The sequence below is a fragment of the Dorea sp. Marseille-P4042 genome (assembly GCF_900290215.1).
GTDB classification, from domain to species: Bacteria; Bacillota; Clostridia; order Lachnospirales; family Lachnospiraceae; genus Dorea; species Dorea formicigenerans.
In genome coordinates this window covers 21,211-42,106 of record NZ_OLMI01000002.1, presented here as the reverse complement: position 1 = coordinate 42,106, position 20,896 = coordinate 21,211, and the positions used below count along the sequence as shown (strand labels likewise).

The 20,896-nt window shown below is 39.6% G+C and carries 17 protein-coding genes and 1 pseudogene; all 18 read left to right on the top strand.

The genetic code is table 11. The features are described from left to right. The 18 genes and pseudogenes from rlmN (at position 1) to lepB (ending at position 20,849) form a co-directional block, all read left to right on the top strand. Positions 1 to 1,071 carry a 23S rRNA (adenine(2503)-C(2))-methyltransferase RlmN gene (gene rlmN, locus C7E02_RS05665; RefSeq protein WP_105309036.1) on the top strand — a complete coding sequence of 357 codons (1,071 nt, stop codon included), beginning with the start codon at positions 1 to 3 and terminating at the stop codon, positions 1,069 to 1,071. After that, complete coding sequence (locus C7E02_RS05660; protein ID WP_005334343.1) at positions 1,049 to 1,792, top strand: Stp1/IreP family PP2C-type Ser/Thr phosphatase; 744 nt, start codon at positions 1,049 to 1,051, stop codon at positions 1,790 to 1,792. The genes rlmN and C7E02_RS05660 overlap by 23 nt, the downstream gene beginning before the upstream one ends. Continuing rightward, positions 1,786 to 3,906: a Stk1 family PASTA domain-containing Ser/Thr kinase gene (gene pknB, locus C7E02_RS05655; protein WP_105309035.1), complete on the top strand. Its 2,121-nt coding sequence runs from the start codon at positions 1,786 to 1,788 to the stop codon at positions 3,904 to 3,906. Before C7E02_RS05660 ends, pknB begins: the two co-directional genes overlap by 7 nt. A gap of 13 nt (positions 3,907 to 3,919) precedes the next feature. Beyond that, on the top strand, positions 3,920 to 4,798 hold the full coding sequence (gene rsgA, locus C7E02_RS05650; protein ID WP_005337173.1) for a ribosome small subunit-dependent GTPase A: 879 nt from the start codon (positions 3,920 to 3,922) through the stop codon (positions 4,796 to 4,798). A gap of 2 nt (positions 4,799 to 4,800) precedes the next feature. Next, a complete protein-coding gene (rpe, locus tag C7E02_RS05645; protein ID WP_005337174.1) occupies positions 4,801 to 5,463 on the top strand; it encodes a ribulose-phosphate 3-epimerase in 663 nt (220 codons plus the stop codon). Further along, positions 5,456 to 6,115, top strand: coding sequence for a thiamine diphosphokinase (locus tag C7E02_RS05640; protein ID WP_005337183.1), 660 nt, complete (start codon positions 5,456 to 5,458; stop codon positions 6,113 to 6,115). The genes rpe and C7E02_RS05640 overlap by 8 nt, the downstream gene beginning before the upstream one ends. 138 nt (positions 6,116 to 6,253) lie before the next feature. Continuing rightward, a complete protein-coding gene (locus C7E02_RS05635; RefSeq protein WP_105309034.1) occupies positions 6,254 to 6,907 on the top strand; it encodes a response regulator transcription factor in 654 nt (217 codons plus the stop codon). 1 nt (position 6,908) lies between these two features. Continuing rightward, on the top strand, positions 6,909 to 7,829 hold the full coding sequence (locus tag C7E02_RS05630) for a sensor histidine kinase (RefSeq protein WP_242978759.1): 921 nt from the start codon (positions 6,909 to 6,911) through the stop codon (positions 7,827 to 7,829). A 100-nt stretch (positions 7,830 to 7,929) separates the two neighbouring features. Continuing rightward, a complete protein-coding gene (locus C7E02_RS05625; RefSeq protein ID WP_105309032.1) occupies positions 7,930 to 8,613 on the top strand; it encodes an ABC transporter ATP-binding protein in 684 nt (227 codons plus the stop codon). Positions 8,614 to 8,624: 11 nt separating this feature from the next. Beyond that, positions 8,625 to 11,366, top strand: a complete 2,742-nt coding sequence (locus C7E02_RS05620; protein WP_105309031.1) for an ABC transporter permease — start codon at positions 8,625 to 8,627, stop codon at positions 11,364 to 11,366. Between the two features lie 33 nt (positions 11,367 to 11,399). Beyond that, positions 11,400 to 11,465 (top strand): annotated as a pseudogene (locus C7E02_RS20640) (excisionase); the annotation flags it as partial. A gap of 138 nt (positions 11,466 to 11,603) precedes the next feature. Continuing rightward, complete coding sequence (ychF, locus tag C7E02_RS05615; RefSeq protein ID WP_005334323.1) at positions 11,604 to 12,704, top strand: redox-regulated ATPase YchF; 1,101 nt, start codon at positions 11,604 to 11,606, stop codon at positions 12,702 to 12,704. Positions 12,705 to 12,730: 26 nt separating this feature from the next. After that, entirely contained in the window at positions 12,731 to 13,597 is an 867-nt protein-coding gene (lgt, locus tag C7E02_RS05610; RefSeq protein ID WP_105309030.1) for a prolipoprotein diacylglyceryl transferase, read from the top strand. 171 nt (positions 13,598 to 13,768) lie between these two features. Then, complete coding sequence (gene nifJ, locus C7E02_RS05605) at positions 13,769 to 17,308, top strand: pyruvate:ferredoxin (flavodoxin) oxidoreductase (RefSeq protein ID WP_105309029.1); 3,540 nt, start codon at positions 13,769 to 13,771, stop codon at positions 17,306 to 17,308. Positions 17,309 to 17,543: 235 nt separating this feature from the next. Then, positions 17,544 to 18,326 (top strand): Uma2 family endonuclease, encoded by a 783-nt coding sequence (locus C7E02_RS05600; RefSeq protein ID WP_105309028.1) that lies wholly within the window; start codon positions 17,544 to 17,546, stop codon positions 18,324 to 18,326. A 219-nt stretch (positions 18,327 to 18,545) separates the two neighbouring features. After that, a complete protein-coding gene (locus C7E02_RS05595; RefSeq protein WP_105309027.1) occupies positions 18,546 to 20,048 on the top strand; it encodes a DUF7601 domain-containing protein in 1,503 nt (500 codons plus the stop codon). Continuing rightward, positions 20,045 to 20,308: a hypothetical protein gene (locus tag C7E02_RS05590; RefSeq protein ID WP_105309026.1), complete on the top strand. Its 264-nt coding sequence runs from the start codon at positions 20,045 to 20,047 to the stop codon at positions 20,306 to 20,308. Before C7E02_RS05595 ends, C7E02_RS05590 begins: the two co-directional genes overlap by 4 nt. Further along, positions 20,286 to 20,849: a signal peptidase I gene (gene lepB / locus C7E02_RS05585; RefSeq protein ID WP_105309025.1), complete on the top strand. Its 564-nt coding sequence runs from the start codon at positions 20,286 to 20,288 to the stop codon at positions 20,847 to 20,849. Before C7E02_RS05590 ends, lepB begins: the two co-directional genes overlap by 23 nt. Positions 20,850 to 20,896 lie beyond the last annotated feature (47 nt).

Here is a 20,896-nt window from a genome sequence, read left to right as displayed (position 1 = left end):
ATGGAGAAAAAAGATATCGTATCTTATAACTATGATGAATTACAAGATGAGATAAAGAGCATCGGAGAAAAACCGTTCCGTGCAAAACAAATTTATGCATGGCTTCATGAAAAACTGGCAGAAGAATTCGATGAGATGACAAACTTGTCGAAAGCACTTCGGGAAAAACTTGATCAGGCGTATGAAATCTGTAAAGTGAAAGTGGTCGCCCATCAGATCTCCAAGGTGGATCCGACAGAAAAATTTTTGTTTGAGCTGGAGGACGGGAACCGTATCGAAAGCGTTCTTATGAAATACAACTATGGCAATTCGGTATGCATTTCCTCACAGGTCGGATGCAGGATGGGGTGCAGATTCTGCGCGTCTACACTGGATGGGCTTGAGAGAAATCTGACAACTTCTGAGATGTTAAGACAGATTTATCAGATCCAGAAGATGACAGGCGAAAGAGTATCCAATGTTGTTGTTATGGGAACAGGAGAGCCTTTGGATAATTACGATAACTTTGTAAAATTTATACATATGCTTAGTGATGAACATGGGCTGAATATCAGCCAGAGAAGTATTACAGCCTCCACTTGTGGAATTGTACCCAATATTCACAGACTGGCAGGGGAAGGACTTCAGATTACTCTTGCATTGTCGCTGCATGGTTCCAGTCAGGAAAAGCGTAGAAAACTGATGCCGATCGCGAATAAATACGAACTTTCAGAAGTACTGGAAGCCTGTGATGATTATTACAAGCAGACCGGGCGCAGAGTGACCTTTGAATATAGTCTGGTGGCAGGCGTGAATGATGGACCGGACGATGTAAAAGAACTGACCGGGATATTGAAACACCGTAACTGTCATCTGAATTTGATTCCGGTAAATCCAATTAAGGAGAGGGATTTCAAAAAGCCAGATAGCAAAAAAGCTATGGAATTTCAAAATAAACTTGAAAAAAACGGAATAAATGTTACTATTAGAAGGGAAAGAGGCTCTGATATTGATGGAGCCTGTGGACAGCTTAGAAGACGATATGGTGCTGTAAAAGAGGAGAGACCAGATGAAGATATATGCGAAGACTGATGTGGGTCGAAAACGTGAGATGAATCAGGATTATGTCTATGTGACAGATAAGCCGGTAGGTCCTTTTCCGAATCTGCTTGTAGTAGCAGACGGAATGGGAGGACATAAAGCGGGTGATTTTGCGTCAAAATATACCGTGAAGGTTGTCCATGAAGAACTGGAAAAGACAGAACTTGATAAACCGGAAGAAATCTTGAAGAGTATTGTGTCTGTAGCAAATCATAAGCTGATACAGGCAGCACAGTCTGATGTGAAGTTAGAAGGTATGGGAACGACACTCGTAATAGCTACTGTAATAGGGAATACTTTATATTTTTCGAATGTCGGAGATAGTCGTCTTTATCTGATTGGTGATAAGATAAAACAGTTGTCCAAGGATCATTCTCTTGTTGAAGAGATGGTTCGTCTGGGAGGTATAAAAGCAGAAGAAGCTAAGAATCATCCGGATAAGAATATTATTACAAGAGCCATGGGGGTCAAGGAAGAAGTAGAGGCTGATATTTACGAATATCGGCTGAAAAAGGGGGATATGATCCTGATGTGTACCGATGGTCTCAGTAATATGGTTGAAGATGAGGATATGTTTGATATTGTAAAGGGAGCGAGAGACATCGTCGAGGCAGTACAGATGTTGATCGAAAAAGCAAACAGCAATGGCGGGAGAGATAACATAGGGGTTGTTTTAGCTGAGCCGCTTGCAGATGAGGTGAGTGCATGGTAAAAGATGGTATTGTATTAGGAAAGAGATACGAGGTACTGAGCAAAATTGGTGCCGGTGGTATGGCAGATGTCTATAAGGGAAAAGACACAATGCTGAACCGTTATGTCGCGATCAAAGTATTGAAAAAAGAATATCGTGAAGACGAGAATTTTGTCCGTAAATTCCATTCAGAAGCGCAGGCAGCCGCAGGACTTCTGAATCCGAATATCGTAAATGTGTATGATGTCGGAGAGGACCGGGGACTTTATTATATGGTGATGGAACTGGTAGAGGGCATCACTTTAAAAGAATATATTGAAAAGAAGGGAAAGCTTTCCCATAAAGAAGTCATTAGCATTGCAATTCAGATGTGCAATGGTATCGGGGCAGCACATGCGGCAGGTATCGTACATCGTGATATTAAACCTCAGAATGTTATGATATCCAGAGATGGTAAGGTCAAAGTGACTGATTTTGGGATTGCCAAGGCTGTTACTTCTAATACGATCAGTTCCAATGCAATGGGATCTGTTCATTATACATCTCCAGAACAGGCAAGAGGCGGCTATAGTGATGCGAAGAGTGACATTTATTCGATTGGTATCACACTATATGAGATGGTAACCGGAAGAGTACCATTTGACGGAGAGTCAACAGTGGAAGTTGCTATGAAGCATTTGCAGCAGGAAATCACACCTCCGTCAGAGTATGCACCGGATATTCCGTACAGTCTGGAGCAGATTATTTTAAAATGTACCCAGAAGAACAGTGAGAGACGTTATGCAAGTACAGCAGATCTGACAAGAGATCTGAAGAGATCTATGATGGATCCGGACGGGGATTTTGTTGAAATTCCGCCACTTCGTAATGCAGATACAGTGATTATCACAGATGATGAACTGGATGATATCAGAAGTTCTTATGACGACTATGATGATGATTACGGAGATGACGATGATTACGGAGATGACGATGATTATGGCGCCGATGACTATGACGATGATTATGGTGATGACCGTTATGATGATGACGACGAAGAGTACGATGATGACGATTATGATGGCAGAAAAGGCGCAGAAGAAGTTAATCCACGTATGAACAAGGTCATGAAGATTCTAATGATTGTAGTGGCACTGATCATTGCATTTATTTTGATTTTTGCAGTCGGAAAAGCAGCAGGAATTTTTAAATCTATTGGATCCGGAACAACAACAGAAGATTCATCAGACAAAGATACAGTAAAAGTACCTGATATTGTCGGAAAGACAGAAGAAGAAGCAACAAAAGCACTGAAAGATAAGAACCTTGGAATTAAAGTTGACTCTAGAGAAGATTCTGAGAAGTATGAGGAAGGAACAGTCAGTGAGCAGAAGACAAAAGCCGGAACAAAGGTAAAGAAACATTCAACCGTTCATGTAGTTGTAAGTTCCGCATTAATTGGAAAAGAGATTATTGTGCCGGATGTATCTGGCATGAGCGAGGATGAAGCTCAGGGGAAATTGACAGATGCAGGATTTGAACCTACTTCAGAATTTCAGTATGATGATAATGTAGCTGAAGGTAATGTAATCAATACAACACCTGCAGCAAATTCCAAAGCAGCAAAAGGCACGCAGATTAAGATGATTGTAAGTAAGGGAGCTCAGAAGAAGACAGTACCGGATGTGCGTGGAAAATCTGAAGCAGATGCCAGAAGTGAGATTCAGGCAGCAGGACTTACTGTAGGATCTACCAGCACCCAGCATGATGACAGTGTAGCAAAGGGAAATGTTATTTCTCAGAGCGTGACACCTGGTAAAAAAGTATCAGCCGGAACAGCCGTCAATCTGGTACTTAGCAGTGGCAGCGATAAGGTAAGTATCCAGAACTTTGCAGGAAAAGATGAGGAAGAACTTCTGTCATGGGCATCTCAGAACGGTTTGAATGCAAGTAAGCAGAAAGATGAATACAGCAGTAACTATGAAGAAGGAACAATCATTTCTATGAGCCCGGCTTCAGGAAGTGTATCGAAAGGCAGCACGATCACTTATGTATTAAGCCGTGGACCGAAACCGTCTGATAACACGAATACTGGTGGAAATACGGACAATGGCAACAGCGGCAGTGGAAGTGGAAGTGACAGCGGTCAGCAATAGGATATAGAAAAAGATGCAGGGAAAGATAGTAAAAGGAATTGCCGGATTCTACTACGTTCATGTAGTAGAATCCGGTGTTTATGAATGTAAAGCGAAAGGAATCTTTCGCAAGGATAAGAAAAAACCACTGGTAGGCGATGACGTAGAAATCGAAGTTTTAAGTGAAGTGGAAAAGACTGGAAGTATTATAAACATTTTTGAGAGAAAGAATGAATTGATCCGACCAGCAGTTGCTAATATTGACCAGGCACTGGTCGTATTTGCAGCGGCAAAGCCAAGTCCGCATTTTAACCTGCTTGACAGATTTCTTGTTATGATGCAGACGAAAGAGATACCGGTGATTTTGTGCTTTAATAAAGAGGATATTGCTTCTGAAGAAAAATTATCGGAACTGGCGGAAATCTATGAAAAATGTGGGTGCCAGCTTATATTTGTCAGTGCAAAAGAAGAAAAGAATATGGAAACTTTGCGCAGGATGCTGGAAGGTAAGACTACAGCAATTGCTGGCCCTTCCGGGGTCGGAAAGTCGTCAATTATCAATTTTTTAAATCCAAAGGCCAATATGGAAACCGGCAGTATCAGTAGAAAGATTGAGCGAGGAAAGCATACGACAAGACATTCAGAACTATTTATGATTGGTGAAGATTCTTATATTATGGATACGCCTGGATTCAGTTCATTATATGTGAATGATTTTGAAAAAGAAGAGCTGAAATATTATTTCCCGGAGTTTGAACCTTATGAAGGTCAGTGCAGATTTAACGGGTGTGATCATATTCATGAACCAGGTTGTGCTGTGAAAGAAGCCGTCGAAAAAGGAAAAATCCATGCTGTCAGATATGAAGATTATAAAGAGTTATATGAGGAATTGAAAAATAAGAGGAGGTACTAGTTATGGATTACATTTTAGCGCCGTCAATATTGTCGGCAGATTTTAAAGTTCTTGGAGAGCAGATGAAATTTACAGAGGATAATGGTGCAAAATATCTGCATTTTGATGTCATGGATGGAATGTTCGTTCCAAGCATTTCTTTTGGAATGCCGGTATTAAAATCTATCCACAATGCAACAGACCAGGTTATGGATGCGCATCTTATGGTGCAGGAACCAATTCGTTACGTGGAGGCTTTTAAAGAAGCAGGAGCCGATATCGTGACGATTCATCTGGAAGCCTGTGAAGATGTGAACGCTACAATTGCGAAGATTCGTGATTGTGGAATGAAAGTAGGACTTTCTATCTGCCCGGAAACACCGGTTTCAAAAGTAGAGAATCTGTTAAAAGACATTGATATGTTACTGATCATGAGTGTACATCCGGGATTTGGAGGACAGAAGTTTATTCCGGAATCTCTGGATAAGATTCGTGAGGCGAGAAAAATGATCACAGATCAGGGACTTTTCGTAGATATCCAGGTCGATGGAGGAATCTACCAGACTAATGTCAAAGAAGTACTGGATGCAGGAGCGAATATTATTGTAGCCGGTTCAGCAGTATTTAAAGGAGACCCTGCAGAAAATACAAAAGCGATGATGGAGATTTTGAAGACTTATGAGTAAGAAAATTGTGATTGTAAGTGGTGGAGAGTTAGAGGAATCTTTTGTATTATCAGAACTTGAAACACTGGACAGTCAGTTTATTATTGGTGTTGATAAGGGAATGGAATTTCTTTATCATCATAAGATACTTCCAAGTTATATTGTTGGAGATTTCGACAGTGTAGACCAGAAAATCGGAGACTATTACTGCAATGAGACGAAAGTTCCGATCCGCGAATTTAATCCGGTAAAAGATGCATCAGATACAGAAATCGCAATTCGCCTGGCAATGACACTTGGAGCCAGTGAAATCTATATCCTCGGAGCGACCGGTGGAAGAATCGACCATCTGTGGGCAAATGTACAGACACTCACAATTCCATTTAAAGCGGGAGTTGATGCGGTCATTCTGGATTCCCAGAATAAGATTCGCCTGATCGGCGGCGACACAGTAATCCGTCGCGAGGATGCATATGGACCGTATTTTTCAATATTCCCATTAGGACAGGAGATTTACAGCTTGAGCATCAAAGGTGCAAAATATCCGCTTCATGATCATAAGCTCACACCTTATGACAGTCTGTGTGTCAGCAACCAGTTCGAAGAAGATGAAGTAAAGATTACATTTGGTTCCGGGATTGTAATTCTGATGGAAACCCTGGATAAAAAGTAAACAGACAAAATGATGTTGGGGTCATAAAATATCAGGCAGGATATGTTCTCGAAAAAAGGATATATCCTGCTTTTTTACATAACGGTAAGAATGCAAGGACATTTTTAATATATAAGTTAGAAAAATCAGGAGGTGTGTATGGTAATAGGAATTATAGAAGATGACAATTTGTTAAGAAAAGCATTAGATACATCTATGAAAAATCAAGGTTATACAACGATTCTTGCCGCTTCAAGAAAAGAAGCAATTAAAAATATAGATAGATCTGTAGATTTGTTGATCGTAGATATTGGATTACCGGATGGAGATGGAATAAATCTATATCAAGAGCTTCAAAAAAATGGAAGAATCCCAGCAATTTTTTTAACTGCAAAAGATGATGAAAAAGATATGTTAAAAGCATTTGATATAGGAGCAGATGATTATGTGGTCAAACCATTTTCAATAAAGGTATTGTTAAAACGTATGGAAGTTGTTTTGAAGAGAAAATCAAATGAAAATGTTTTTATGTGCGGGCAGGTTATCTTGTATTCGGATAGAAAACAGGTTTTTGTAGGAAAAACAGAAATATCGTTAACACTCAAAGAGTATCAGCTTTTGGAATATTTTATTATGAACCAGAATCAGGTTCTTACAAAAGAGATGATCATGGAAAATATATGGGGAATCGATAGTGAATTCATTGATCCTAACACAATTAGCGTTATGATCAGCAGATTGAAAAAGAAATTAAATGAATCATCGAAAGTTATCAGTAATGTATTTGGAATGGGATATAGAATGGGAGATTAGCATGGCTGTAGCAATTTTCACAGTATTTTTAGTAGGTTTCATACTCGGAGGAAGCACTGTATATTTAGTTGAAAATCATTTTAGAACAAAGGAAATGAACAAAATATATAAACTGACCGAATCTTTAATAAATGGCAATGACCTAGATGATTCTGATATAGGGAAGGAAACGCTTTATTCTAAAACAGCCAATCAGTTAATCCGTTTACAGGAAATGTTAGAAGGAAGAAGAAAAGAGGCTGAAAAAAGTCAATATGAGATACAAAAATTGATTTCTGAGATAGCGCATCAACTAAGGACACCGCTGGCGAATATAAAAAATTATACAGAATTGCTGCAAGAGTCATTGGATGAAACGCAAGAAGTATTGAATACAGAATACATGAAAGACTTGCGAACGAGTGAAGAACAATTATGTTTTTTAGTGGAAAGCTTTATAAAAACTGCTCGATTAGAGCAGGGAATCATACAAGTTCACACTCAAAAAGAAAATCTTGTTGAAACGATTCTAAATGCGTTGGGGCAAATACAGAAAAAGGCAGAAGATAAACGTATCTTTTTTCAAGTAGAATTGTCGGAGAAAATCATTTGCGAACATGATAAAAACTGGATGTGTGAGGCATTTTATAATGTGTTTGATAATGCAGTCAAATATAGCAAAAGCAATAGTACGATCGATATCACAATGAAACAAACGGAAATGTTTTATAAAATTCAAGTAAGAGATTATGGAATCGGGATAAAAGACGGAGAAGAAAACAAAATTTTTCAAAGATTTTATCGAGGCGAGCAGACAAGAGGTCAGGAAGGATGCGGAATTGGTTTATATCTTTCCAGAGAGATTGTTTTATTACAAAAAGGGATGATAAAAGCAAAACAAATGAATCCAGGGATGCTTATAGAGGTGAATCTTCCGATATAGACAATTCATATGCACCTTGTAAGAAGTTTGTAAGATGCACCATGTAAAATAGAGTATGGCTGAAAAAAAGTAGTATTTGCGAAGGGAGTTTACAGAAAAGATGGACATAATTAAAGCCATAAATCTAAAAAAATATTATACATCTGATACATATGAAGTGCGTGCTTTAGATGGTGTGTCACTAACAGTAGAAGAGGGCGAATTTATAGCAGTTGTCGGTACGTCTGGATGTGGAAAGACAACACTTATGAACATTTTGGGTGGTCTTGATACGCCGGATTTTGGAGGTGTCTGGATCAGAAATACAAGTTTAAAAGATCTTAACAAGGAAGAAAGAACGATATTCAGAAGAAGAAATATCGGATTTGTATTTCAGCAATATAATTTGATACCTTCTCTTAGCATACGCGAAAATATAGTTCTTCCGATGCGCCTTGATGGCAAGGAAATTGATGTAGGTTTCTTTAATGAGATTGTAGAAACACTTGGATTAAAAGATAAATTAGAACGTTTTCCATCAACACTGTCCGGCGGGCAGCAACAGCGAGTTTCTATCGCGCGGGCATTATTAACGAAACCAGCAATTGTCCTGGCGGATGAACCGACCGGAAATCTGGATTCTGTTACAAGTATGGAAGTTGTGGGATTACTAAAATCCTGTGCCGCAAGATTCCATCAGACGACATTGATCGTGACGCATCAAGAGGAAGTAGCACAGATGGCAGACAGAGTAATACGTATGTCTGATGGGAAAATCTATACAAGAGATTGTAACGATTGTTAGGAGGTATCATTATGTTTCATAAGAACATTCCAAATAACAATAAAGACATAATCCGATTTCTGGCTAAAAATTTTGCAGGCACAAAAAAGGTGAGAAATACGATTCTGTTTTGCTCGATCATAATCGGCATTGTTGCGATTACCATGGTATTCGGAATCTCCGTTGGGAAAATACAGGCAGAAGAAATAAGGTTGATCAGAGAAAATGGAACAGCTTCTTCGGGCAGAATAGAAGATGGAACAGAAGAACAATATGCAAAATTAAAACAACTGGATTATATAAAACAGGTTGGGAAAAGCATTTTTGTAGGTGAAGCTACAGACGTTTCAGAAAATAATGAAAAAACGATATGTGATGTAGTATGGGCTGACTCAGAAAGTTGGAACAATTTTTTGAAGCCTGCATATACCAATGTGATTGGAAATTACCCACAGAAAAAGGATGAAATTCTATTATCTGAGAGGGCATTGAAAAAACTAGGTATTTCTGAACCAGAACAGGGAATGGAAATAAACTTAGATGTATACAAAGGTCTGTTCGAGCATTCGAAAGAAAAATTCAAGCTATGTGGCTGGTATACGGACTCTGGAAATAAATTAGCAACCGGATATATTTCACATGACAAAATTAAAGAGTTGAAACTGGAAAAGGGTCCCTATACTTTACTTTTCAGTCAGAGCAATCATTTAAGCAGAAGCAAAACAGAAGAAAAATTATATCAGGCATTGCCGATGAAGAGTGCAGATCAGAAGATATACGTTTCTGATACAGCACAATATACTGCCGTTTCTAAATTCGCAGGTGGATATGAGATGGTGATATTAGGAACGATAGGTATTTTGTGCGGAATTTATTTCCTTGTGCGCAATGTCCTTTGGATATCCATGAGTGAAGATGTTCAAAATCTCGGTTTGCTCCACACGATTGGAGCTACAGAAAGACAGATTACGAAAATTTACCGGAAACAAATGCGATTACTCATGTTAAAAGGCTCTGCTTTGGGAAGCTTGATTTCTGCACTGATTTTGATTTTATTGATACCGAAAATATTAGGCTTTCATTTTTATCAGGAAATGGGAGGAAACACGATACTTTCCTTTTTCAGGCCGTGGATTCTTTTGATTTCTGTTCTATTTGTAAATGGAATTCTGTGGATAGCATCGGAAGGTGTTATTAGAAAAATAACGACTCTGTCTTGCGTTGAGAGTGCTACTTATGATGGAAATAAGCTTAACAGAAAAAGAAAACATCCTGTGGAAATGGTGTTGAAACGTTCTGAAATAGGAGAAATGCTTTATATTGCATGGGGAAATATAACACGACAGAAAGCACGATTTATCATTACAAGTCTTTCTATATTTTTAGGTGTCCTATCCTTTATTCTAATGAATGTACTTACAAATGGATGTGATTATAAGCATCTTCTTGAGAAACGTCCTGATTTTTTGCTGGCAGGAGAGTTTAGCGAATTTGGGAAAAGCCAGGGGTGTGGGGAAGAATATAAAACAAGAGAAATCGATGTGGATCCTTTGCTGACGCAGGGAGATGGTGTGGAACTGTTGTATGATAACGATTATGATGAATTTTCACCAATTTCTCAAGAGTTGGAGAAAAAATTACACAAGATAGATGGTATCGATTGGGAAAAATCTAATTTGATCGAAGGAGCTTATGTAACTACAGTTATGTCCAGAAAGGGCATCCGTCCTTATGACGAAGGGCTTTCGAATCTTACAGATGACAATATGGTGGAAGGATTCAGTTGGGATACTGTGCAGATTTTAAATGACAATCAAATCTTGTCGCTTGAGAAATACGTTCAGGATAATCAACTCAATATTGATTTGAAATCTTTGGAAGAAGGAAATGGCGTGTTGCTCATACATGATCATATGCTGACCCCGGAACAGCAAAAACTTGCAGATGAAGCAATTGGCGAACCGGTATACTTTAAAACTTTGCTCTCAAGAGAAGATGCGATTCGTAGAAAAGAACAAAGTAATTCTGAGAATAAAGAGAAACAACAGGAAGACGAATTCCCTCAAAAAGAATCTGAAACATTTACTCTATGTGGTTATTTGGATCGGCAAAACGATGATTTCCCGGAAATAAATCAATCCTGGCATGGAGAATGCAGCTTATACTATTTTATCAGTGAGAAAGGCTTTCAAAAGATACCAACTGAGAAAAAGATATTAACAATGGAATTAACTGCCAATCCGGAAAAAGAACCTTATGTGAAAACACAGATCAGCGAGCTGGTCTCCGAGGAAAATAAAAAACGATCCGAAATGACAGAAGTATCAATGGATGAAGGAACCGGCGAAGCAGGAGTTTTTGTTATCTGTAAATCAGACCTGATGCAGCAAAAAGAAACATATATGAGAGGAAATCGAATTCTCCTAGGTGCTATAAGCATCATATTATTCATTGCGGGATTGACCAATTATTGTAACGTCGTATTTACCGGGATGTACGCTCGGAGAAAAGAATTTGATATTATGAAAAGCATCGGGATGACCGATAAGCAAATGAAATTAATGCTCTTTGGAGAAGGCAGTTATTATTTTATGTGTGTGATGGGATTGTTGTTTACTGCGGGAATGGTAGTCTTGGTTGGTGTGAAAATTTATATGGAAAATAAATTGTCATATTTTACATTTCATTGGCCGATTCTTATTACTGTAGGTGTAATGTTTTCTTTCGTGCTTATTAATGTCATGGTTACACATTTTATATGTAAGAAGAGATAGAAAGCCAATAAACACCTTTGATGTTGCAACGAGGGTACAAAAAAGCTTGTAAAGCGAAAAAAATTTGAAAAATTCATTTCGGAAAGTGTGGAAATATAAAGAGAAAGAGTCGGGGATGAGATCGGGGATGAGATGAAAATGATTATTCACAAAGATAAGATGCTATGGTATAATACAGGGTATTGTATTAAGGTTATTAAGAAAGATAAAGAGGATTTATAGGAGGAATATAGAAAGATGAAATTAGGAATCGTGGGATTACCGAATGTAGGTAAGAGTACCCTTTTTAATTCACTGACAAAAGCAGGAGCGGAGTCTGCAAACTATCCGTTTTGTACCATTGACCCGAATGTCGGAGTTGTAACTGTGCCGGACGAGAGACTGAATGTCCTTGGCGAGATGTATCACACGAAGAAGATCATCCCGGCTGCAATTGAGTTCGTAGATATTGCAGGACTTGTAAAGGGAGCATCAAAAGGAGAAGGGCTTGGAAATCAGTTCCTTGCAAATATCCGTGAAGTAGATGCTATCGTGCATGTAGTACGTTGTTTTGAGAACAGTAATATTGTACATGTAGATGGAAGTATTGATCCGCTCAGAGATATTGAGACAATTAATCTGGAGCTTATCTTCTCAGACCTTGAGATCCTGGAGAGAAGAATTGCAAAGACAACTAAGGTTGCAAGAAATGACAAGGCAGCAGCAAAAGAGCTGGCTCTTCTTGAGAAGATCAAAGCACATCTGGAAGATGGAAGACTTGCCAAGACATTTGACGCAGTAGAAGATGAGGAAGAAGAGGAGTGGCTTAAGAGTTATAATCTTCTGACATATAAACCGGTCATCTACGCTGCAAATGTATCAGAAGATGATCTTGCAGATGACGGAGCTTCCAATGCAGGAGTTCAGGCAGTCAGAGAGTATGCTGCAAAAGAAGAAAGTGAAGTATTTGTAGTATGTGCAGAAATTGAAGCTGAGATTTCTGAATTAGATGATGATGAGAAAAAAATGTTCCTGGAAGATCTTGGTCTTACTGAGTCAGGACTTGAGAAACTGATCAAGGCAAGCTACAAGCTCCTCGGACTGATCAGTTATCTGACTGCAGGTGAACCGGAGGTCCGTGCATGGACAATTACAGAGGGAACAAAGGCACCGCAGGCAGCAGGAAAGATCCACTCTGATTTTGAACGTGGATTTATCCGAGCAGAGGTTGTTTCTTATGATGACTTGATTGCATGTGGAAGTCATGCAGCTGCAAAAGAAAAAGGTCTGATCCGTCTGGAAGGAAAAGAATATGTAGTAAAAGACGGCGATATTATGTTATTCCGATTTAATGTATAATCACAGTGTGGAAGGAAGTATGAAAAATGACTAGAACGATTGATTTTCCACATCTGGGAATACATCTTTCTTCAGTAGGGAATCATATTACAGTATTTGGATTTGATATTGCTTATTACGGAATGATCATAGGTGCTGGGATTCTTGCCGGAATTTTTATGGCAGTATATGAAGCAAAAAGAACTGGACAGAAAGAAGAAGATTATTATGATCTGTCTATTTGTGCAGTAATCATTTCAATCATCGGTGCCAGGGCATATTACGTGATTTTTTCATGGGATATGTACAAAGATGACCTGCTTAGTATTTTTAACCTCAGACAGGGAGGGCTTGCAATTTACGGCGGTGTGATTGCAGCGGTTCTTACAGTAATTGTATTTGCAAAAGTGAAGAAATTATCAGCAGCACAGATCTTTGATACAGCAGGTCTTGGACTTGTACTTGGACAGGCAATCGGACGCTGGGGAAATTTCTTTAACAGGGAAGCATTTGGTGAGTATACAGATGGATTATTTGCTATGAAACTTCCGGTAGATGCAGTCAGATCTTCGGATATCACGGATTTAATGAGAAAACACATGGAAACAGTGGATGGGGTATCTTATATTCAAGTGAGCCCGACATATCTTTATGAGTCTATGTGGTGTTTCGCCTTGTTGATATTACTGTTGTTGTATCGCAGACATAAAAAGTTCCAGGGAGAAGTATTCTTGATGTATCTGTTTGGATATGGTGCAGGAAGAGCATGGATCGAGGGATTAAGAACAGATCAGCTCTGGATTCCGGGTACAGAAATTCCGGTATCACAGGTTCTTGCCGGAACCATTGTAGTTGTATCATTTGTTTTGATTGTATATAATCGAATAAAGATTAAGAAAAAAGCTGCTTGTTAGGCAGCTTTTTTAGTGTTATTGCATTAGAAAGAGAAGCGTCGTTAATTTTGTATCAAAAAAGGAACAAAAAGAAACGGAGAATATCTAGACTTTTAAGAAGTGCCGGACTATAATATAAGATATATGTAAAGAATTAGTTTTCTTGAATAATGTCTAAGGAGGAACAACAAAATGGCAAGAAAAATGAAAACCATGGATGGTAATCAGGCCGCAGCACATGCTTCATATGCATATACTGAAGTAGCAGCTATTTACCCAATTACACCATCATCTGTTATGCCGGAGCATGTAGATGAGTGGGCTACAGAAGGCAGAAAGAATATATTTGGAGAGACTGTTCAGGTAACAGAGATGCAGTCAGAGGCTGGTGCAGCAGGAGCCGTTCATGGATCCCTGGCAGCAGGAGCACTTACAACAACATTTACAGCATCTCAGGGATTGCTGTTGATGATTCCTAACTTATATAAAGTTGCAGGTGAGCAGCTTCCTGGAGTATTCCATGTATCAGCTCGTGCACTTGCAAGTCATGCACTTTCAATTTTTGGAGATCACTCTGATGTTTACGCCTGTCGTCAGACTGGTGCAGCTATGCTGTGTGAGTCCAGTGTACAGGAAGTTATGGATCTGACACCAGTTGCACATTGTGCAGCATTAAAGGGAAAACTTCCATTTATCAACTTCTTTGATGGATTCCGTACATCACACGAGATTCAGAAGATTGAGACTTGGGATTATGAAGATCTGAAAGATCTGGTAGATATGGATGCAATCGATGAATTCAGAAAACATGCTCTGAATCCTAATCACCCATGCCAGAGAGGTTCCGCTCAGAACCCGGATATCTTCTTCCAGGCAAGAGAAGCATGTAACCCATACTACGATGCTATGCCGGCAATCGTTCAGGAGTACATGGACAAAGTTAATGCTAAGATTGGAACAGATTATAAACTGTTTAACTATTATGGAGCAGAGGATGCTGAGAAAGTCATCATCGCTATGGGATCTGTCTGCGATACTATTGAGGAGACAATCGATTACTTAAGAGCAGCCGGAGAGAAAGTCGGAGTTGTAAAGGTTCGTCTTTACAGACCGTTCTGTGCACAGGCACTTATCGACGCTATTCCGGACACTGTAAAATATATCAATGTTCTTGACAGAACAAAAGAGCCAGGAGCAGAAGGAGAGCCATTATATCTGGATGTCGTATCTGCACTGAAAGGATCTAAGTTTGATAGTATTCCGGTTAATTGTGGACGTTATGGATTAGGTTCTAAAGATACAACACCGGCTCAGATCGTTGCTGTATTTAACAATGTTGACAGAAAGAGATTTACAATTGGTATTGAGGATGATGTTACACATCTGTCACTGGAAGTTGGAGCTCCGCTGGTTACAACACCAGAGGGAACAATCAACTGTAAGTTCTGGGGACTTGGAGCAGATGGTACTGTTGGAGCTAACAAGAACTCTATCAAGATTATTGGTGACAACACAGATATGTATGCACAGGCTTACTTTGATTATGATTCTAAGAAGTCCGGTGGTGTTACAATGTCACACCTGCGTTTCGGTAAGAAGCCAATCAAATCTACTTACCTGATTCACAAAGCAAACTTTGTAGCATGTCATAATCCATCTTATGTAAATAAATATAACATGGTTCAGGAGTTAGTAGACGGAGGAACATTCCTTCTGAACTGCTCATGGGATATGGAAGGTCTTGAGAAACATTTACCGGGACAGGTAAAAGCTTACATTGCAGACCACAATATTAAATTCTACACAATCGATGGTATTAAGATTGGTAAAGAAATCGGACTTGGCGGACGTATCAATACAGTTCTTCAGTCAGCATTCTTCAAGCTTGCAGCAATCATTCCTGAGGAAGAGGCAATCGACCTTATGAAGAAAGCAGCAAAAGCTACTTACGGAAGAAAAGGTGACAAGATTGTACAGATGAACTATGATGCTATTGATGCCGGTGCAAAACAGGTTGTAGAGATTCAGGTTCCGGATTCATGGAAATCCTGTCCGGATGAGGGACTCTTTACTCCGGAAGTAAAAGACGGTCGCGCAGATGTAGTTGCATTTGTTAAAAATATTCAGTCAAAAGTTAACTCACAGGAAGGTAATAACCTGCCAGTATCCGCATTTGTTGATTATGCTGATGGTTCTACACCTTCAGGATCTGCTGAGTATGAGAAACGTGGTATTGCAGTAGATATTCCGGTATGGAAATCAGAAAATTGTGTACAGTGTAACCGTTGTGCATATGTATGTCCACATGCAGTTATCCGTCCGGTAGCACTTACAGAAGAAGAGCTTGCTAAAGCACCGGAAGGAACAGAAGCAATCGATATGATCGGTATGCCGGGACTGAAATTTACAATGACAGTATCTGCTTATGACTGTACAGGTTGCGGATCTTGTGTCAATGTATGTCCAGGTAAGAAGGGTGAAAAAGCTCTTGTTATGGAGAACATGGAAGCAAATGCAGGTTCTCAGAAAGCATTTGACTTTGGCCGTGAGATCGAGGTAAAACCAGAGGTTGTTGCGAAGTTCAAACCTGCAACAGTAAAAGGAAGTCAGTTCAAGCAGCCACTGTTAGAGTTCTCAGGAGCTTGTGCAGGATGTGGTGAGACACCATATGCAAAACTGGTAACTCAATTATTTGGAGATAGAATGTATATCGCTAATGCTACAGGATGTTCTTCTATCTGGGGTAACTCTTCACCGTCTACGCCATATACAGTAAACGCTAAGGGACAGGGACCGGCATGGTCTAACTCACTGTTCGAGGATAATGCTGAATTTGGTTATGGTATGTTACTTGGCCAGAAGGCTATCAGAAAGAGATTAAAAGCAGAAGTTGAGACAATTGCTGCAAGCGATAAAGCATCTGCAGAAGTAAAAGCAGCTTGTCAGGAATATCTTGACACATTTAACTGTGGAGCATCTAATGGTGACGCTACAGATAAACTTGTTGCAGCATTAGATGGTTGTGATTGTGATACATGTAAGGACATCGTTAAGAACAAAGACTTCCTGGCTAAGAAATCCCAGTGGATCTTTGGTGGAGACGGATGGGCTTACGATATCGGATTTGGCGGTGTAGACCATGTTCTTGCAAGTGGCGAGGATATTAACATCATGGTATTCGATACAGAGGTTTATTCTAACACAGGTGGACAGGCTTCAAAGGCTACTAAGACAGGTGCTACAGCACAGTTCGCAGCTGGTGGTAAAGAGACAAAGAAGAAAGACCTTGCAGGAATCGCAATGAGTTACGGTTATGTATATGTAGCACAGATCGCTATGGGTGCTGATTATAACCAGACTGTAAAAGCAATTGCAGAGGCAGAGGCTTATCCGGGACCATCACTCATCATTGCTTACGCTCCATGTATCAACCATGGTATTAAGAAAGGTATGAGCAAAGCTCAGACTGAGGAGCAGTTAGCAGTAGAGTGTGGATACTGGAATAACTTCAGATTCAACCCTGCAGCAGAGGGCGCTAAGTTCACACTGGATAGCAAAGAGCCTAAGGAAGAAGGATATCAGGAATTCCTGGACGGAGAAGTACGTTACAACGCACTGAAGAGAGCTAATCCGGAGAAGGCAGCAAGACTGTTCAAGAAAAATGAGCAGGAGGCTATGGAGAGATACGAGTATCTGAAGAAACTTGTAACACTCTATGGAGCAGAAGAGTAGAATTGATTCTATAAAGGATACGAGAATTCATGTAAATTAGAGGAGTGATATTGTATTTAGTACAATATCACTCCTCTTTTTGGGGTTCTGCAATCCTGCCGAGGCATTCTTAAATTACTTACATAAATGGAAATAAAACGGAATGATATTGGAATTATATTGAATTAATATGGAAAACATGATAATATAATGGAAATAATAACGAGGCATTCTTGAATGGATTGGAGGGGATGCAATGACGGTAGAAGAGATGAAGCAAAGAAAAAAGGAATTAGGATATTCGAATGAGAAACTTTCAGAGCTTTCGGGAGTACCGCTTGGAACGGTGCAGAAAGTTCTTGCGGGAGTTACCAGATCTCCAAGATATGAAACTTTAATTGCACTTGAAAGGATATTGAAAAAACATACAGACAGAATCGGTGAGGCGTTACCAGAGACGTCTGAAAAGAGACAGGGTGATTATACGGTAGAGGATTATTACTTAATTCCGAAGGAAAGACGTGTTGAACTTATTGATGGCGTGATTTATGATATGGCTTCACCGACTGCCATCCATCAGATTCTGTCTACGGAATTGTGTAACATAGTCCGATCATATATCAGTCAGCAGAAAGGAAGATGCATTGTCATGGCTGCACCTATGGACGTACAGCTTGACTGTGACGATAAAACTATGGTGCAGCCAGATGTTATGGTCATCTGTGACCGTGACAAGATTACAAGAAAATGTATATATGGAGCCCCGGATCTGGCAGTGGAGATATTCTCGGATTCTACAAAGAAAAAAGATATGTATGTGAAACTGGGAAAATATATGGAGGCAGGAGTTCGGGAATACTGGCTGGTGGATCCGAAAGGGAAAAAGGTTATTGTGTATGATTTTGAAGCAGAGGTGACACCGTCTATTTATGGATTTAGCTCCAAAGTTCCAGTGGGTATATTCAAAGGAGAATGTGAAGTAGATTTTGCAAAGATTTATGAATACATTAGCTTTCTGTATGAAGAAGACGATGTGTAAAAAGAGACGCGGGGCATAAAGCTGTATGCGTGATCCAGAAGATCAAGGGTCATGTGTACAGCTTTTTATATCAGATGGGAGATGACTCCACCTCTATAGGTGGTGAGAAACAAGCTAATATTTGGGCATTTTAGGAATAATCTGGAAACTTTCTTCATAGGATATATATAGGCAGGCTGAAAAAACAAAGTTTTGAAAAACAGAAAGGGAGTTACAGACATGAAAAAAAGAGGAAGAAGATGTTTGATTTCATTACTCCTCGGGCTCTGCCTTCTGATGCCGTCACAGATGAAGGTATTGGCGGCAGATGCACAGGAAGACAGTAGTTCTGTACAGGCTGTAGAGGAGGCGGTGCCAGATCAGGAAAATGCTACTACAATAGATGAAAATCAGATTGACAATACGATGCAGGATGACCAGGATATTGCAGTACTTGCAGATAATTATCCTGCTACAGGTAAGATTACTGCAAAAGTATATCTGAGATATAGTAATGCGATACCAGAAAAGATAAACCAAGCTTTTACTGCGGGTGAGTTTGGACCTTCGGGTAACAATACTCCATATTTTACGGTTACGGTGGATTTGGATCAGTTGAATAAAAAGCCGGTAAAAACTTATATAAAAGACTATGATCGGACATGGTACATCTACTATTCTATTGACAGTGATGAGTCTTGGAATCCGGGAGATAAGACAAAGGCGAACCGGGTGCAAAATGCCACGAATCTCTGGGAGCAGGCAATTTTTCAGGCTATGAGCAGTACGGATCAGAAGAAGTTTGAAAATGTATTTGGAAGCAATATGTTTGTCGGTTATGTCCTGAAACGGGAGAATGATGGCTGGCATATTGACGGAATTCTGAAGAAAGATCCACCGGTTTATGTAGTAGAGCTATATGATCAGAATGATCAGGCATTATTTGCAATTTCTTCCAATGAACAAAAACTTCCAGGTGTTACTTATGCAGATTTTAAAACAAAAGTGGAAGAAGCACTTGGTGGAACGAATTATCAATATCTGACAGAGGAAAAAGACCGGATTGTTCTGAACTACGACAAAGATGGGCGGATATGGCGGGTGACTATCACGCCAAAGATAGATGGGGCAGATAAAGATTATGCAGGTATTTATCATGTGGATCCGACAAATAACAAGTTTTCTTACCGGACTGTTTCGAGGAATACCTATTATCTGAGCCGGATGAAGATTAAAGTAGAAGATGTGACACCGGTCAATTTGACCATTTCCAAAATTATAAAAGGCAGTGCAGCAAATCCAGCCGAACATTTTACATTTACACTGACTGCATCCAGATTGGCAGGAAAGACATTCGATGTAATTTATAATGGAACCCAGAATTGTTCACAGACACATGCCTCACAGATTATATTTGATCAGTCAGGAAATGCCAGCGTTGTTCTGAAAAATGGTGAGTCAGCTACGATACAACAGATCACATCTGGAGACGTTAGGATCAAAGAAGAAAGTGGAGATTACTGGGCTTCTGTTACTGTAAATGGTGCTGATGAGAGATATGACCAGGAGAATGGCATCCTGCTTAATATTGACAATACGAATGTTACAGCTGCATTTACAAATCAGATGGAGCAGCAGCCGGTGACAGGCATTGCCATGATGACTTTTCCATATGTGCTGATTCTTTGTATTGCAGTGCTGGCATTGGGATATGGATATGCCAGAAGAAAGAGAAATGTATGAGACAGAACAAAAAGGAGAATAAGAACAAGACGAAAAATGAAGAATGGATTCAGAAAGCCAGGCATGCATCATCTGTAAAGGATATTGCACATGTTATTGAAACTATGCAATTTCACAGAATATTTGGACTGGTTGATGAACAGGAAGTGTGGGATAAGCTTCTGATTCTGGACGAAATGTATCGTAGAGTCTTTTTTATCCAGGAAGAAAAGTTTCGCATGCAATTAAAGGAGAAACATGGAGCAGAGTATACAATCTAACCGGGCAGGTAGTACGGAAGAGGTAATCCGGCAAAGAAGGCAGCGAACGATACTTCGGAAGCTTCGTGGCAGTGATCTTAGAAAAGCAGTATTTCTTGCGGTCTTTCTTGTGCTTCTGTTCCGGTGTGTGTTCGGAGTGACATTTGAGTATGGAAGCGATATGAAACCGGCAATCGGTGACAAAGATCTGTTATTATACTACCGCCTGCAGGACTCATATACGGGAGGTGATGTAGTCGTATATGAAAAGCGAGGAGTAGAGATGGTCGGAAGAATTGCGGCGATGCCTGGTGAGACAGTGGAAATTACGAAGGACGGACAGCTTGTCATAAATGGTTATACACAGGCAGATATAAACCAGGAAGATATGTATAACCCGGGAAATGAAAATGGTACAGGAAAAGTAACGCTTAAAAGTCAGCAATATTATATTTTAAGTGATGATCACAGTGTGTCCAGAGACAGCAGGACACTGGGAGCAGTATCGAAAAACGAGATTCGGGGGCTTGTTATCACTGTGATCCGAAGGAGAAATATATAATCAAAAAAGAGATAAAAAAGTTGCTTTAGAATATGGAAAGGAATGTA